Origin of the sequence: Bacillus sp. ISL-78, assembly GCF_018613455.1 — a bacterium.
GTDB lineage: Bacteria > Bacillota > Bacilli > Bacillales > DSM-1321 > Peribacillus > Peribacillus frigoritolerans.
The window spans coordinates 25,174-40,393 of sequence record NZ_JAGGQC010000008.1 but is presented as its reverse complement, the minus strand read 5'-3'; the positions used below and the strand labels follow the sequence as shown (position 1 = coordinate 40,393).

The 15,220-nt window shown below is 38.5% G+C and carries 13 protein-coding genes; all 13 read right to left on the bottom strand.

Annotated features, from left to right (window positions below; genetic code table 11):
* Positions 1-5: 5 nt before the first annotated feature.
* The 13 genes from J7I96_RS10085 to hutG all read right to left on the bottom strand — a co-directional run bounded on the left by J7I96_RS10085 (position 6) and on the right by hutG (position 15,082).
* The gene (locus tag J7I96_RS10085; protein WP_214923930.1) at positions 6-581 is read right to left on the bottom strand and encodes a non-oxidative hydroxyarylic acid decarboxylases subunit B; all 576 of its coding nucleotides are present in this window, start codon (positions 579-581) and stop codon (positions 6-8) included.
* 47 nt (positions 582-628) lie between these two features.
* Positions 629-2,116 carry a UbiD family decarboxylase gene (locus J7I96_RS10080; RefSeq protein WP_214767491.1) on the bottom strand — a complete coding sequence of 496 codons (1,488 nt, stop codon included), beginning with the start codon at positions 2,114-2,116 and terminating at the stop codon, positions 629-631.
* Between the two features lie 130 nt (positions 2,117-2,246).
* Positions 2,247-3,074 (bottom strand): MerR family transcriptional regulator, encoded by an 828-nt coding sequence (locus tag J7I96_RS10075; RefSeq protein ID WP_214923933.1) that lies wholly within the window; start codon positions 3,072-3,074, stop codon positions 2,247-2,249.
* 530 nt (positions 3,075-3,604) lie between these two features.
* On the bottom strand, positions 3,605-4,381 hold the full coding sequence (locus tag J7I96_RS10070) for a DeoR/GlpR family DNA-binding transcription regulator (RefSeq protein ID WP_214767483.1): 777 nt from the start codon (positions 4,379-4,381) through the stop codon (positions 3,605-3,607).
* Between the two features lie 284 nt (positions 4,382-4,665).
* On the bottom strand, positions 4,666-5,388 hold the full coding sequence (tatC, locus tag J7I96_RS10065) for a twin-arginine translocase subunit TatC (RefSeq protein WP_251025062.1): 723 nt from the start codon (positions 5,386-5,388) through the stop codon (positions 4,666-4,668).
* Positions 5,389-5,474: 86 nt separating this feature from the next.
* Positions 5,475-5,663, bottom strand: a complete 189-nt coding sequence (locus J7I96_RS10060) for a twin-arginine translocase TatA/TatE family subunit (RefSeq protein WP_063236065.1) — start codon at positions 5,661-5,663, stop codon at positions 5,475-5,477.
* A 119-nt stretch (positions 5,664-5,782) separates the two neighbouring features.
* On the bottom strand, positions 5,783-7,021 hold the full coding sequence (locus tag J7I96_RS10055; protein ID WP_251029152.1) for an amidohydrolase: 1,239 nt from the start codon (positions 7,019-7,021) through the stop codon (positions 5,783-5,785).
* Positions 7,022-7,724: 703 nt separating this feature from the next.
* Positions 7,725-8,900 (bottom strand): M20 family metallopeptidase, encoded by a 1,176-nt coding sequence (locus tag J7I96_RS10050; RefSeq protein WP_214767477.1) that lies wholly within the window; start codon positions 8,898-8,900, stop codon positions 7,725-7,727.
* Positions 8,901-8,902: 2 nt separating this feature from the next.
* On the bottom strand, positions 8,903-10,129 hold the full coding sequence (locus J7I96_RS10045) for a Zn-dependent hydrolase (RefSeq protein ID WP_214923935.1): 1,227 nt from the start codon (positions 10,127-10,129) through the stop codon (positions 8,903-8,905).
* A 17-nt stretch (positions 10,130-10,146) separates the two neighbouring features.
* On the bottom strand, positions 10,147-11,334 hold the full coding sequence (locus tag J7I96_RS10040) for a hypothetical protein (protein ID WP_214767470.1): 1,188 nt from the start codon (positions 11,332-11,334) through the stop codon (positions 10,147-10,149).
* Positions 11,335-11,936: 602 nt separating this feature from the next.
* On the bottom strand, positions 11,937-12,551 hold the full coding sequence (locus J7I96_RS10035; protein WP_214767467.1) for a HutD/Ves family protein: 615 nt from the start codon (positions 12,549-12,551) through the stop codon (positions 11,937-11,939).
* A 387-nt stretch (positions 12,552-12,938) separates the two neighbouring features.
* The gene (gltS, locus tag J7I96_RS10030) at positions 12,939-14,132 is read right to left on the bottom strand and encodes a sodium/glutamate symporter (protein ID WP_214767464.1); all 1,194 of its coding nucleotides are present in this window, start codon (positions 14,130-14,132) and stop codon (positions 12,939-12,941) included.
* A 5-nt stretch (positions 14,133-14,137) separates the two neighbouring features.
* A complete protein-coding gene (gene hutG / locus J7I96_RS10025) occupies positions 14,138-15,082 on the bottom strand; it encodes a formimidoylglutamase (RefSeq protein ID WP_214767461.1) in 945 nt (314 codons plus the stop codon).
* Positions 15,083-15,220 lie beyond the last annotated feature (138 nt).

Genomic DNA, 15,220 nt, shown 5'->3' with positions numbered 1-15,220 from the left:
ATCTGTTATATTTTGGTGTGATATTTCATTCCATCCCACCGTTTCGCACCGTGAGTATCGATTTCAAATTGATCTAACGCCCGATAAGCAAGATGGTCAATGATATCGTTAACATTCTCCGGATGATTATAGAAGGCTGGCATCGGAGGGAATATAATGGTCCCCATTTTGGAAAGCGCCGTCATATTCTCCAAATGAATCGTATTCAGAGGCGTTTCTCTTGTCATTAGTAATAGTTTTTTTCTTTCCTTCAACATGACATCAGCAGATCGCGTTAATAAATTATCGGCTAGTCCCATGCGAATGGAAGCTAGCGTTTTCATACTGCAAGGTGCTACGATCATGCCATCAACCCGGTAAGATCCACTTGATATTCTGGCTGCTTGATCTTTGTAAGAATAGGAATGATCAGCTAATCCCTCCACGTCTTTAACAGAATATGATGTTTCATGTTGAATGGTGGCATGTGCCCACGGAGACATGATTAAATGGGTCTCCACTTCACTGCTTTTAAGCATCTGAAGAATCCTAATTCCGAAAATGGCTCCAGTCGCTCCTGTTATTCCAACAATGATTTTCATTCATTCCCCTCCTTACATTAGTCATTGAATCGAAGTTTTATAGAAACTTATGCATTGGAAAATCCAGGCACAAACCGACTTGGATCCACCTCTTTAAATTCGGATCTTTTAAATTCATCTTTTAAATGAAATGGTACTGTGCAGTCAAAAATGGTTTTACAGGAAACCCCCTTTTCCTGAATAGTAGGGCTGTATGCGGGATCTTGTGTAGGATCTAATGGGTGACAGCGCACTCCAGGAATGAAAACCGTATCAACATCACCTTGGTAACGAGTATTTAACGCCCATAAAACATCATTGCTATCGAAGGGATCCACATCTTCATCCACGATAAATACATGCTTCAGTTCAGAAAAGGCGGAGAACGCCAATAGTGCAGCTTGTCTTTGGCGCCCTTCATCACTTGGCTGACTTTTCTTGAATTGAAGAACAGCCATGTATTTACCTCCTCCTGAAGTATGGGCATAAACATTCAATAATTTTCCTGGCATGGACTTTTCCACCATTTGCAGAATGCTTGCTTCAGTTGGAATGCCAGCCATATTCACATGCTCCTCACTTGGACCAATAACTGTTTGCATGATTGGGTTGACTCGGTGCGTTACGGCTTTCACTTTGATTAGTGGCAGATCCGCAACAGCTGAACCTGTATAACCAGGGAATTCCGGCATTGCTTTTCCAGTATTGGTGTTTTGATCTTCCCGAACACGCACTCCGGGAACCAATTCCCCTTCTATTACATATTCAGCATTCGCGATAGCCTTTTCATCTATCGTCAAGCATTGGACCAATTCTACCGCTTCTTTCCTAATTGCCCCTGCAACACTCAACTCATCAAAACCAAGGGGAGTCGTTGGCGCTTCAAAACAAGCAGCGACTTCAATTGCAGGGTCAACACCAATACTAATGGAAATGGGTAACGGTTTTCCTGCTTTTTCAGCCTTTTCACGAAAAACTTCCAAATGACGTCCTGGAACAAAATACATGGTCATCTCATCTTTACTTTGTAAACATAAACGATGTATCGTAATATCAGATTCACCCGTTTCTGAATCGGAGGCATAGCACATGCCTATCGTGATATACGGGCCTGCATCTTCCTCTGTATTCGTAGGCGCAGGTATTAATTTTCTGATATCGAAATCCGGATCTTCTGCATAGTGAACCACTTCTTGAGCTTTCGCTTTATCATTTGAAATGGTGATTGGATCAATTGGATTTTTTACAGCTTCATTTAAAAGGAATCCCAGTCGCTCCGGTTTTGTATCCAGCATGAGGCCGACTCTTTCCCGGCTGGCTAAAAGTCCGATCACCACGCTTGAATCTTCATGTCCCAATACATGATTGAAAACCATTGCAGGTCCGATTTTTGTTGGACGCATGACTGTTCCGCCAGCACCGACATGACGATAAACCCCAGATAATTCAGCATGAGGATTGACTGGTTCATCCGTTTCAATCAATTGTCCTGGAATGGATTTCAGGAGTTCCAACGCAGAACGTAAATCTGTCACTCTGTTCATTTTTTCAGACATAAAAAATCCCCCTATCACTTCATGATCTGTATCCTATGTATCATCCTAATTCAAATAACCTATATAGTATCGGTTACAAATGATATTCTAAAGTGTATTTCTACTATACAGTCAATGGATATTTGAAAATTCAAGTAATTTTCTCTACAGGGATTTGCAGCTGACAAAAATCAACACTATTATCATTCTCGTAAAAGGTCGTATCCAATAAGCACGCGTCTACGACGTCCCCTACAATTCTATACTGATTTTCACTGACCCATTGAACCAATTCATTTAAAAACTCTATGTTATATGGCATTCCATATTTATACACACATGCATATTGACCAGCAGGCAACGTCATCATATTATCCATATCAGGATCTATAAAAGGTAATGCTGTATATATTCCCGCACCCTCGAAAACATCATCCGTTCCAAGCTTATCCTTTAAAATGACCGTGCCAAATCCCTCTGACGGAAGCATTTCATGTTTACTTAATACATTCCAAGCTTTCATCAGCGTTAAATGTAATTCTTCTCGGCACAATTCATTTTCAAATGGTATAAATAAGACATGCCTTTCAGGAAATTCTTCGATAATAGGTTTATCCAATTCACTTTTAATATTTTTGGCTTCTGAATATTTCATTAATCTCTGTTGAATGAATGTACGTATATTCATCAAGGCATTTATTTCTTTATCAATGAATTCTTGATGAAATTCCAAAAGTGACATGGCAGTCGTTAAATTCCGATTTCCTATATGGTCCTTAATATCATTCAGTTTGATGCCAATCGACTTCAAAAAGCAAATTTCCCTTAGAAACGGAATCTGAACTGCACTATAATATCTATAACCATGTTCATCTATATGTACGGGTTTAAATAAACCGATCTTATCGTAATAAATGAGTGTTTGCCTTGAGATACTGTGAATGGAAGCCATTTCACTGATTGATAAGTAATTGCCCATATGAGTTCCCCCTCCGCAAAGCTTTTTTTATAAAGTTCCTCTAATTCTTACAGTTACTTTTACAGCCCTGATTAATTTTATTTATCTTTTGATTTCCCTTCTTTCATACGGCAGCAACAGCCGGTTGGAGAGGATCCTCCACTAACTTTACCATTTTCCCATTTAAAATGAATGGAATTTCAACTGCCCTTTCTATCGAAATGGAGCATATCAACATCTTCATTAATAGCCAATATGTAAGTGACTGCAATGGATACAGAAGGAAAATACCAAAAGGTTTATTTTCTTACCAGCAATGTGTAGTGAACAGCTAATCACCTATACAAATGATTAAAAAGAACTTCATCAATCTATCCACTGAAAAAAAGAGCACCTCTTGGGCGCTCTTTTTCCATAAATATTTTCCCATGATTCATAAACATGTCTTGTTGCTTTTCGTTCAACATTATATTGTATATCCTCAATTTAAGCATTATTAACCGCTGTTATGAGTTTAATATAATCAGCAGTAAATCCAACCCTTAAAACTATTACTCGTCTCTTTCATGACCTGGAACCACAATCACCTCTACCACATGTTCATTTAAGAGTTCCTGCATGTTTTTTGGTACTTCTTTGTCTGTAATCACTATATCAACGGAGGTTAAGTCACATACTTTTTGAAAAAAAGTTTTATTGAACTTCGTTGAATCTGCAATCACAATGACCTGGTCAGAACGCTTAATCATTTCGTTAACGAGGAGACCTTCTTCCTCGATGGATGTAGACAGTCCTTCAGCAGATATTCCGCAAGTGCCAATGATGCATTTATTCACCTTATAATCTTGTATATCCCTTATGGCTCTTGAACCATAAATGGCTTGGTGTCTAGTGCTTAATGTTCCGCCTAATAAATTAACTTTTATATCTTCCCTCTGGCTTAATACACTGGCAATGTTAATCGAATTAGTCACGACAGTGTTGTTCCGGCTAGTTAAATATTTAGCTAAAAATTGAACTGTTGTAGAGGCATCCAAAATAAGATGATCCCCGTTGTTTATCAAAGAAGCTGCAAATTTTCCGATCATGCCTTTAGCTTCCGATGCCATGTTCATGCGCTCACCATAATTATGGACTTCATTGGAAAGCAGAGCCTTTTTCGCCCCACCCCGTATTCGAATGATCTTCCTCATCTCTTCTAAATTGATTAAGTCTCTTCTGGCCGTATCTTTAGATACATTATTTATTTTACAAATTGTTTCAATATCAATCCGTTCGTGTTCGTTTAAATATTGTACAATGGCGTCTAGTCGTTCATCCTGTAGCATGATCTCACCTCGTACATTTAATTATAAGTTAATCCAAATTTAATCACAAAGAAACATGAATTATTTTAAGGATAATTAAGCTTTTGAGGGTAGATTATTAGTTAATACTGAAGACATTATCAATATATTTTTAACAGAATTCCATATCGGAGATATTAACCATGGATTAAACATGACGGTTTGCCCATCAAATTATAGATCCCGACCATTGGAAGGATATTTTCCGGGCATGAAAAAAATCAACCTTAAAATGGAGATGCTACTTTCTTGGTGCAAGTCCCTTTTTAGACAGATTCATCCATCTCTTTTTTACTTTCTTTTTCCCTTTGATGTCGATTATATACGAATTTAGATAAGCTGACACTGCTTTCATATAAGAGTAATAAAGGTATTGTAACTAGGATATCTGATAGAAAGTCTGGTGGAGTAACCAAAATTGAAATAACTATTAAAATAAAGTAAGAATATTTCCTGATTTTTTGCAAACGGTATGGATTTATAATTCCTAAACTTGTTAGAAACATGATAACAACGGGCATTTCAAACAGAAATCCAAAAGGCACTGTCATATGAAGCATAAACCGGAAATATTTCTCAGTTGTAAAGAAAGTAGTAAACATGCCGTTTGATAGAGACATTAAAAAATTTAGGACAATAGGAAATAAAATAAAGTAACCAAAACTGATTCCTAATATGAATAGAATAAATAGAGCTGGAATATAAGCGCTAGTAACCTTGCGTTCTTTTGCTGTTAACGCTGGACGTACAAAGAGCCAAGTTTGGTGAGCAGCAACCGGTATAGTAGCCGCGATGGCAACGACGGTGGCAATCATTAAATAAACGAGTATGATATCACTCGGTCCTAACAGGGCTAGCTTAAACGGCAAGTCTTTAACTATTACATTATAAATATCTTGAACATATATAAATGTCAGTACGAGGAACAGCGTGAAAACGACTAAAGTGATAATAATACGTTTACGTAACTCCTCAAGGTGCTGAATCATGCTCGTTTTTTTTTGATTTTCCAACTTCATCACTCCAGGAAAAAAAGATGTAAGACAGATCCTACATCCCCTCTTCATTTATTTGATTAGCTTTCTTTCTTATTGGTCACATCTGCATTAGTGTCATCTGCTACAAGGTCTCTGGTAGACTTTTTAAATTCTCTTAATGTTGAGCCAAACGCCCTTCCGATTTCCGGTAACTTTGAAGGGCCGAAAATAATAAGGGCAATCACTAAAATTAGCATCAATCCTGGTATTCCAATATTTTGTAGCATAACTTCCCCCATCGGTATTCATATTTTGTAATTCATTTAAAACGTTAAACGTTAATGTGCTCATCGAACCTATCCCCAATTCTTTTTTTACCAAGGTTCATTAACATTGTCATACCCTTTTAATTGGTATGAAGCTTTGGCTTCACTCTATCCAGAGAACCCGAAGAGAGAGTTCCCTTATGCAATACGGCAGCACGCTTAGGCAGTCGGGCTACGGCTTCGGCCGAGCAGCTTGCTGGAATGAGTACAGCGGTCGCGGCATCGCCTACCTTTGGCCATATTTGCTTGCCAGCCTCGTCTAACGGTGTAATACCACCGGTAGCAAGGGAAAGTGAGCGAGACAGGTTGTATTCGTTTGACCATCCGTACAAATCTGAGGCGAGATGTGCCTTTTGCAGCGTATCTCCACTCCCGAATGGTGACCAGTGATCCGTAATACTATCATTACCTAGCATGACGTTCACCTTATGCTTCTGAAGGAGCGGAATCGGCATTACTTCTTTGCCGATTGGAACGGTTGAGGCAATGGAAATACCCAGCGATGCAAGGCGCTTTGCCATTTCTACGTCGGCGCCATCCCCTAACGAAGCGAGCGAAAACGCATGACTAATCGTCACTTTTCCCTGCAGACCCGCTTCCTCAGTCAGATCAGCCAATCGACGTATTGCCTTCAAACCCGTTTCGCCACCTTCATGAAGGTGAATATCAATACCTGCTTTGTAGTCAACGGCGATCTGTACCATCGTTTGCAACGATTTTTCCATATCCCCGTCAACTAAGGTTGGATCAAGTCCGCCAACATGTGTAACTCCGAGCTTCATGGCTTCGCGTATCAATCCCTGAGAATTTGAACGAAGTAGGCCATGTTGAGGAAATCCAACGATTTCATGTGATATTTTATCTGAATAGTTCGCTAAGGCCAGATTTAGCTTTTCAAGATTTTTCAAGCCAACGACTGGATCGATGTTGCAATGGCTTCTGACATAAGTTGAGCCATAGCCAAGAATTAGTTCAATCAATTTCTCCGCACGCTCCTGAGCTGTTGGAAGAAGCTCCAGCAGCAGTGTCTGCTCCAAGGTAATCATGTCAAAAATGCCATTTTTCCTCGTCGCAGCCGCTCTCCAAGGACCGCCATAAAAAGTTTTATCCAAATGAATATGCATATCTCTAAAAGAAGGAAGGAGCAGCATCCCTTTCGCGTCGTAGCAATCGACACCTTTTCCATAAGGGGACTTGGTATCTAGTATTCTGGTAATGATGCCTTTTACAATATGGAGGTTCCTCAATACGGTTTCGGTTGCGACGACCTGGCCATTTTTATACTTGTATCCACTTTCCAATCTAACATTCATCAACATGTAGGAACTGTTCTTTCCTGGTTTTTTGGTGTTATGGCCAGCCTTCCTCTCAGCATCCGCACTTGCCGTCTCAGGCATAAATAATCCCACCGTGTCCGTGACACCGAGAACAGCGGAAGCGCTTCCAATTTTACAGACGTTACCTATAAACTTTCTGCGGGACAAACCTTCTTTTTCCTGATTCACCTGTGAAATCCTCCTCTAGTACGTTCGTATTTTAAGATGATCATGATTATAAACTTCATTGGAGAACAAGAGGCATCCAGCCCGGCATTTGATTGGAATTACTCTTTCCTTCCAATCTTTCATATCTCTTCTAGTGGTGTTTTTGGATTTATTTTTTACAATTTCAATCCATTCATATCTGTTGAAATAGTCACTGGTCCAGTTACATGATGTCACCCTATAAATCTAATTATAAGTCTACTTAATTTTAATAGCAACAAATTCTGCATTATCTTAAGTTTTTTTAAGTTTTTGTGGTAATCAATTGTTTTCTCATTTTAATTTCGACATAAGATACCTTTGTTTCATTCCTTGTTAATGGAAAACAAAAAGGAATGGTAAAATCCATTCCCTTTTTGACTGTATGCAAAGCCCTTGTAGTTAAATGTAACCCTTAACGCCGGAAGGCCGCCAATTGGCGGCCTTGACATTGAAAGACTTTTTGTAATTGCCCAAGATCCTTCTTCTTTTCAGTCCGTTATTCGTGTAAATATGCCCATGCATATTGGGCATAAAGTTCTGAACCGGTAGCAAGCGCATCCTCGTCGATGTTGAATTTCCCGTGATGATGCGCCCATTCCGTATCCTTTTCAGGGTTTCCTGATCCCACTAAAGCGAAGCTTCCGGGTACTTCATCTAAATAGAAGCTAAAGTCTTCTCCCCCCATTGTTGGCTTTTCATTATATATTGCGTCTTCGCCAAACGCTTGTGAGGCCACCTTTTGCACTAATTTGGCACTATATTCATCATTAATGACAGCTTGCGTGCCACGGTAGTAATCAACCTTTGCGGTCGCACCGTAAATGTTCGCAACATTTTCAGCATAAATCTGGAGCTGCTTTTCAATATGGTCACGTGTTTTAGGATCAAAACAACGGACAGTCCCTTCAATGACGGCGTTTTCTGCAATGACATTAAATCGTGTGCCGACGACCATTTTTCCGACTGTCAAAACAGCGGGATTTTGGGGGTCGACCGTTCTTGATACGACAGACTGTACGTTCATGACAAATGAAGAGGCGATAATAGTAGCATCGATACAGTCCTGCGGCATTGCACCATGTCCCCCTCTTCCTTTAAACGTTACGGTAAAGATATCTGCTGAAGCGAATGAAGGTCCTTGAGTGCAAGCGACTTTGTTTGTTGGCATTTGCGACCAAATATGTATGCCAAAAACATTATCAACCCCTTCAACGGCCCCCTGTTTAACCATTTCCCTTGCACCTGTTGCCACTTCTTCGGCTGGTTGAAATATTAAGCGCACATTCCCAGGTAATTCTTCTTTTATTTCGTTTAGTGCCTTCGCCGCAATTAATAGCATGGAAGTGTGTGCATCATGACCACATGCATGCATTTTCCCTTCTTCCTTTGAAGCATACGACAAGTCTTTATTTAGTTCTTCTACAGAAAGGGCGTCCATATCTGCTCTTAACGCGACGGTCTTTCCAGCCTTACCGCCTTTAATTTCTCCAATGACACCTGTTGGTTCTGCTTTTCGATAAGTAATTCCTAATTTTTCAAGGTAGTCACAAACAAAGGCAGTTGTATTTTCTTCTTCCCATGATAACTCAGGTTCGCTATGAAGTTTTCTACGTATTTCTGTTAATTCATCACTATAATTTTGAATCGCTTCTTTTATCGTTTGATTAATCATTCTTATTCTACCTCCGTTAAACATTTAGCCACTTCGTAAAATATTTGCACTCCATTTGCCAAATGACGTGCATCAGACCATTCCTCTGGACAATGACTTAGTCCTGCTTTACTTGGAACAAAAAGCATGCCCACATCAGTCACATCGGAAAAAACCATCGCATCATGACCTGCACCACTATCAATGGAACAGTATGGAATTTCCAAATCAGAACTTTTATCTTTTAATAAATCCTTAATCTCATTACTCAATATCTTTGGCGGCATATACAACAGCTGTTCTGCCGTTGTATGGATCCCCTGTACCTGATAGGATTCGATTAATTCTTTCATCCGCCTGATGACATTGTTAATATGTTCTTCCTTGCTTGATCGGATATCTACCGAAAATACCACTTTATTCGGTATGACGTTTGCTCCATTTGGTAAAACATCTAGTCGCCCTGTCGTTATAACCGTTCCTTCTCCTTCCTCAATTGCAAAGCTCGGTAATTGAGAAATAATTTGAGCGGCAGTAACCAATGCGTCCGTACGGCGATCCATTGGGGTAGTGCCTGCATGTCCTGCCTTTCCTTCAATGGTTACTTCAAATTGAGTTAAACCAACAATAGCTTCTACAACACCAATGGGGATATTCTTCTCTTCAAGGATTGGTCCTTGTTCTATATGCAATTCGAGAAATGCTTTAATGCTATTGGGATTTCTTCTTTTCGGAAGAGAGAAATCCAGTCCAACTTTTGACATCGCTTCAATGGTTGTGATACCATCTTTATCCTTTAAATTTTTAAAACTTTCCTCACTAAGCGTTCCCACTATTCCTCTCGACCCCATTAGCCCTCCGCAAAAACGAGCTCCTTCTTCTTCAATCAGGGCAACGATTTCCAATGGATATTTAGGTGTTAATTGATTTTCTGCAAATAGGGCAGCCACTTCCAGTGCGACAATTACACCGGCTGGTCCGTCATACGCACCGCCATTTGGTACGGAATCAAAATGTGAACCTAACAGAACGCTTGGTGCATCTTTTAAAGTACCCTCAAGCCTTCCAAAAATATTTCCAAATCCATCTTCCTTTACTGACAGGCCATATTCCATCATTTTATTTTTTATATAATTACGTGTAAGCAAGTCTTCCTTGCTATACGTAAGCCGGGTAGTCCCTTCTCCGGGTGTTGATGTAAATTCTTTCAAATCATTTATTTGCTTTTCTATACGTTCGCTAAGACTCACTTGGAATCCCTCCTATTTTACAAGAATTGTACGAATATTCCTGCCAAAATAACCGATACGATTGTTACCGATATAAATCCGCCAACAAGCATCGGCGGCAGCATATGGCTTAGCAATGCTTCTTTTTCATATTCATCTTTTGTTAATGAATTGACGACTTCATTGGTGATAATGTAATCAGCTGGAAATCCGTATAATGCTGTTAAAGATACAGCAAAGGCCATTTCTTTGCTGACTTTTAACAATTTCCCTGCTATGAATGAGAATATATACATCCCTATCACAGCTAAGATAATGCAAACAACAAGTGGGTAAAGAATCTCCATCATCATACTTGGTGTTGCATTTTTCAATCCATCAAAGACGAAAAGCATAAGGGCCATGATGGCAAATCCAAATCCATTTGCTTTTTGCAGTGTCTGTCTTTCCAAGAAACCGATACTTTTTCCGATAACCCCGAATAGTAAGCAAAGAACAAATGCATTTATAGATATAATCGGCTCTAATCCACTCGAAACAAGGTAAGCAAGTAAAGCAACAACTGCAAGTCTTAAAAATTTGAAATACTCCGTATTATATTTTTCAGGAAGTTTCTTAAACAGCCTAAGTTCCGTCATGCCTTCTGCAGCGGCTGCAGTTTCATCCTTTTTTACCGTTAACTTTCCATTGCGGTATTGCACCAAAAGCTTCTTCCCTTCTTTCTTCAAGACAATTGAAGTTAAAGGATATCCAGCGAAGCCTTGCATTACATAAATAACAATGGCAAAAACGGACAAGCTCGTAAGTCCTGCATCTGCCGCTCCTTCTGACATGATTATTGAAGAAACCATACCTCCCACTAAAGGTGGAACCGCTACAAGGACAGTTTGCAGATCAAAAATAAAGATGCCAATTCCGAATAATAGTGCAACAATGCCAAGAATACCAGATAAGGAGATGACAATCGTCTTCCATTGATTCACCAATTCCCTTATTGAAAGCAATGTCCCCATATTTGTGATCAATAAGTACATCATCATGGTTGCCACTACCGGTGGAACACCTGCTATTGAAACGATGTCTTGCGGGAAGAATGTCCAATAACCACATAGAAATAGGATCGCCGAAATGAAAACGGAAGGTACCCAGGCTTTTGTTCGAACCGCCACTATGTCTCCTACAAATAAAATCAGAATTACGATAACCAAAGCCAACATCTGTGACATATGAGTTCCCTCACCTTCTCATTTAATAGTTTGAATATTCTTATAAAATAATAACACTGAATCATTTGAATTTAAAGATAATTTCATATTTTCAGGTATTTATACACAGATAATAGGAAATGTAAGTGTTTTATTTTCGATTTCAAAAACTAAATATTCTCGAACAATTAAAGGATTGGATATATCAAAATAATTTTAATCTTAAAACAGACACTTTATCTCCTTTAAATACCAAAAAGAAAAAGCCGTCTATTGACGGCTCAGACTGTAGACAAACTCGATGAAAATCGAGTTTGTCTACAGTTTTTTTTGGCTTGTACAAATTTGATTGGAACGTAGGGCACTCGCTTTCCGAGAGCGGTCCACCCTCGGCGCACTTGCCCTGTGGGGTCTCCCCTTGAACTCGCTATTCCCGCAGGAGTCTCGCACACCCCGCTCCAATCAACTATGTTTAAAGCTTCAGACAGAACCCTTTTTGATACAAACTTAGCCGACAAAGGACATTTCTGTTAATTAATAAAAAATATCATTAAGTAAATTGCGGCTCAATGGACTCGGATTTATATAGGAGAAGGATGCTTTGGCAACCCAGAAACTCTCTATCAATATAAAATACGTACCTTAATAATTGTTACAGTAGAGTCGTCATCGTGATTTGATAACTTTATATTTAAATTGTTGGAGGTATGTTCTCTGTTTAAGGTGATTAAGTCGCCTTGCTCTAAAACAATTGTCTCTTTTTCATCAATATTCATTCTACTCCTTCCTTTAAAACAATAGAAGGCGTCGGTTCTTTTCGAAGAATCCCGATTATCCAGCACTTCCGCATGGGTTCCATCATTCATATGAATCGTGCTGATATCACCTTCACATCCTTCCGCTAACATCAAGTTAAAGTCAGTGACCTTCCCAATACTGCGGGTTGTCCAGCCTCCATCAAACCGATCCTGTTCAAATGGGCTTAAATGCACACTGGGCTTTCCCTGATGTTGCAGCGACATTTCACCATCAAGGATCATGATGATTCTCTGAATGCCTGGAAGGTGAGTAAATAAGGATTCGTCCACCTCGACTTCTGCTGTGCTTATCCGCCATTTGAAATCACGCTTCGAGTAATCAGCTTCTTCAGGATAAATGGCTAGTTGAGTTGTTTTACCACCTGACCAAAAACTGGTTATTTGTTCACTTTTCTTTATTATTTTTAGTGAAAATGACAATGATTTTCTCCCCTTTAATTATTACATTTTTTCAGTACAATTCAATTTAGGCCAGGGTGGATATCATTAACAGAGATGCATAAGAGAGCTTAATTCTACTGAACTCTGATCATCGCAGCAGCATTCGTACCTAAATCAGGATCTGATACGATACACCTATGGTTGCTGATGTCTACTTGAAATTGATAGGTTTCCGGTGCATTAATAATCATACAGAAAAACCATTGTGATAACCTACTATATGGGCAATTTCGGAATAAAAAAATCAATACCGAATGTTTTGGCATTCCCAAAAACATTCGGTAACACTTTATTTTAATCCATTTATTTACCAAGACGGGATTTATAGTAAAGCCACTCTTTGATGCCTTAATTAATGGCAAATCATCATTTAAATAGATTAATACTTATTATGATGATAGGCATGGCAAAAACATCAATAAGAAATGCACCGACTATCGGAACGATTAAATATGCTTTACTTGAAGGTCCATATTTCGCAGTGATTGTTGACATATTTGCCATAGCATTCGGTGTAGCCCCTATACCATGTCCGATGAAACCGCCAACCATAACTGCCGCATCGTAGTTTTTGCCAAGAAAGCGAAACATGATGAATATACTTAAAAGGATAATGAAAATTACTTGTATAACCACAATTAAAATAATTGGTAAAGCAAGGTCAGCAACTTCCCATAATTTTATACTCATTAATGCCATAGATAAGAAAATACCTAAAGTGATATCTCCAATAAAATTAATACTTGGCATTTCGATAATTTTTCCGTTTATTTTATCTAAAATATTCCGAACTATTACAGCCACTATCATTGCTCCAACATAGTTCGGTAAAACATAACCTGTCTTTGCCGAAAATAACTCTCCTAGATATGAACCTAATGCCATACAAAATGTCAGTATTAACACTTGTTTCATAAATGAAGCTACATTTAATTCTATTTTGTCTTCCATTTCTTTCTTTTCTTGAATTTCAATATCCTCTTTACTTGGTGTTAATTTGTGCTTATTAATTAAATACTTTACAGTGGGACCTCCAACTAATCCACCAAACACTAATCCTAATGTAGCGGCTGCTATTCCAATTGCTTGGGCAGATTGAATGCCAAGCGATTCAATTGTACCGCCAAATGCTGTAGCTGCACCTATGCCGCCTTCCATGGAAATTGCTCCTGCCATCATGCCAATCAATGGATCAATCCCAAAAACGGGCGCTAAAGAAATTCCGATTAAATTTTGAGCAAATGCCAGAAACCCACATAACAACCAATATATTAATAATAATTTACCGCCGACTTTCACTAATTGGAAACTGGCACCCAATCCAACGGACGTAAAAAATGTTAACATGAATAAACCCTGGAGTGTCGTATCCAATGAGATGGTCATGTTTAAAAAGGTTTTAAGACTTGTAGCGACGATTGCAAAAAGTAATCCCCCAACAACGGGTGCAGGGATACAAAAGTGTCTAAATAATTTGACATTCTTAACGATAATCCCGCCTAGTGCTAAAAGCAGTATCGCTAAAAAAATAGTGATTGTTTGATTAATCTCGATGTTCATATTGCTTATCTCCTCTCCACACACATGAATACTTCATTTATTAGGTTTGCAGCTAGTTTTACAGTGCGATTATCACAATCTAATGATGGATTCACTTCACAGATATCAAATGAAATAGTTTTCGTATGTGAAGTAATCTTACGAATTAATTGCCTAACCATTTTTCCTGAAAGACCAAATGAGGAAGGGGCACTAACACCCGGTGCTTCAGAAGCGTTTATTACATCCATACAAAGTGTTAATATAATATAATCATGCTGATTTATAAAATTCAGAATTTTATTTTCATTTTCTTCAGAATTTTCATCTACTAATTCTTCTTCCAATATCCAAGAGCAACCAAGTGTAGTTGCAGTGTCAAATAATTTTTTTGTATTTCCATAACGTTGAATGCCAATTGGCAAATAACTAGCTTGATGATCATTATCTAATATTTGTTTAAACATCGTTCCAGAAGAAGTTATATCTTCATAAGAGCGTAAGTCAAAATGAGCATCAATGTTAAGAATGCCTATTTTGGCATTGGGTCCAACACTCGACCTAATTCCTAGATAATGACCATAAAAGGTTTCATGTCCGCCCCCCAAAATAACAGGAAACATATTCTTAGATAATATTTTCTCGACGTGACTTCCCAATTCAGCTTGAGCTGCTTCTAACTGTTGATTTTCACAAATGATATTTCCGAAATCAACTAAGCTATCTGCTGATTGTCCGTGCCAAGATAGAGATGATAAGGATTTACGTATTTCATTGGGAGCTTCTTTGCTTCCAAGTCTTCCTTTATTCCTGCGTACACCTTCTTCACAAGAGAACCCTATTATTCCACATGTATTATTTACTGATGTTGTTTGATTATCTTTAACTATTTGATGAATTCTAAATTCATCTTTATCTATTAGACTATCTGTTCTGCCTTTCCATAAATCCATATTTGGTAACGCATACATTTATTTTTCCTCCCCATGAATAAAAATACTTCATATTTGCAATCGCCATGAATTTCAGGTTGTACTGTTATAAAAGGTATGGTGCGATAGCTTGTCCTTTTGTTTTCGGTAAATTTGGATAGACCATCGACTTATCCT

Excerpts from the sequence above, each read along its gene's own strand:
- J7I96_RS10080 (WP_214767491.1), bottom strand. The coding sequence starts at position 2,116 with ATGTCTGAAAAAATGAACAGAGTGACAGATTTACGTTCTGCGTTGGAA.
- J7I96_RS10060 (WP_063236065.1), bottom strand. The coding sequence starts at position 5,663 with ATGCTACAAAATATTGGAATACCAGGATTGATGCTAATTTTAGTGATT.
- J7I96_RS10075 (WP_214923933.1), bottom strand. The coding sequence starts at position 3,074 with ATGGGCAATTACTTATCAATCAGTGAAATGGCTTCCATTCACAGTATC.
- J7I96_RS10040 (WP_214767470.1), bottom strand. The coding sequence starts at position 11,334 with ATGTCACAGATGTTGGCTTTGGTTATCGTAATTCTGATTTTATTTGTA.
- J7I96_RS10070 (WP_214767483.1), bottom strand. The coding sequence starts at position 4,381 with ATGCTACAGGATGAACGACTAGACGCCATTGTACAATATTTAAACGAA.
- gltS (WP_214767464.1), bottom strand. The coding sequence starts at position 14,132 with ATGAACATCGAGATTAATCAAACAATCACTATTTTTTTAGCGATACTG.
- J7I96_RS10055 (WP_251029152.1), bottom strand. The coding sequence starts at position 7,021 with ATGTTGATGAATGTTAGATTGGAAAGTGGATACAAGTATAAAAATGGC.
- J7I96_RS10050 (WP_214767477.1), bottom strand. The coding sequence starts at position 8,900 with ATGATTAATCAAACGATAAAAGAAGCGATTCAAAATTATAGTGATGAA.
- hutG (WP_214767461.1), bottom strand. The coding sequence starts at position 15,082 with ATGTATGCGTTACCAAATATGGATTTATGGAAAGGCAGAACAGATAGT.
- J7I96_RS10085 (WP_214923930.1), bottom strand. The coding sequence starts at position 581 with ATGAAAATCATTGTTGGAATAACAGGAGCGACTGGAGCCATTTTCGGA.
- tatC (WP_251025062.1), bottom strand. The coding sequence starts at position 5,388 with ATGATTCAGCACCTTGAGGAGTTACGTAAACGTATTATTATCACTTTA.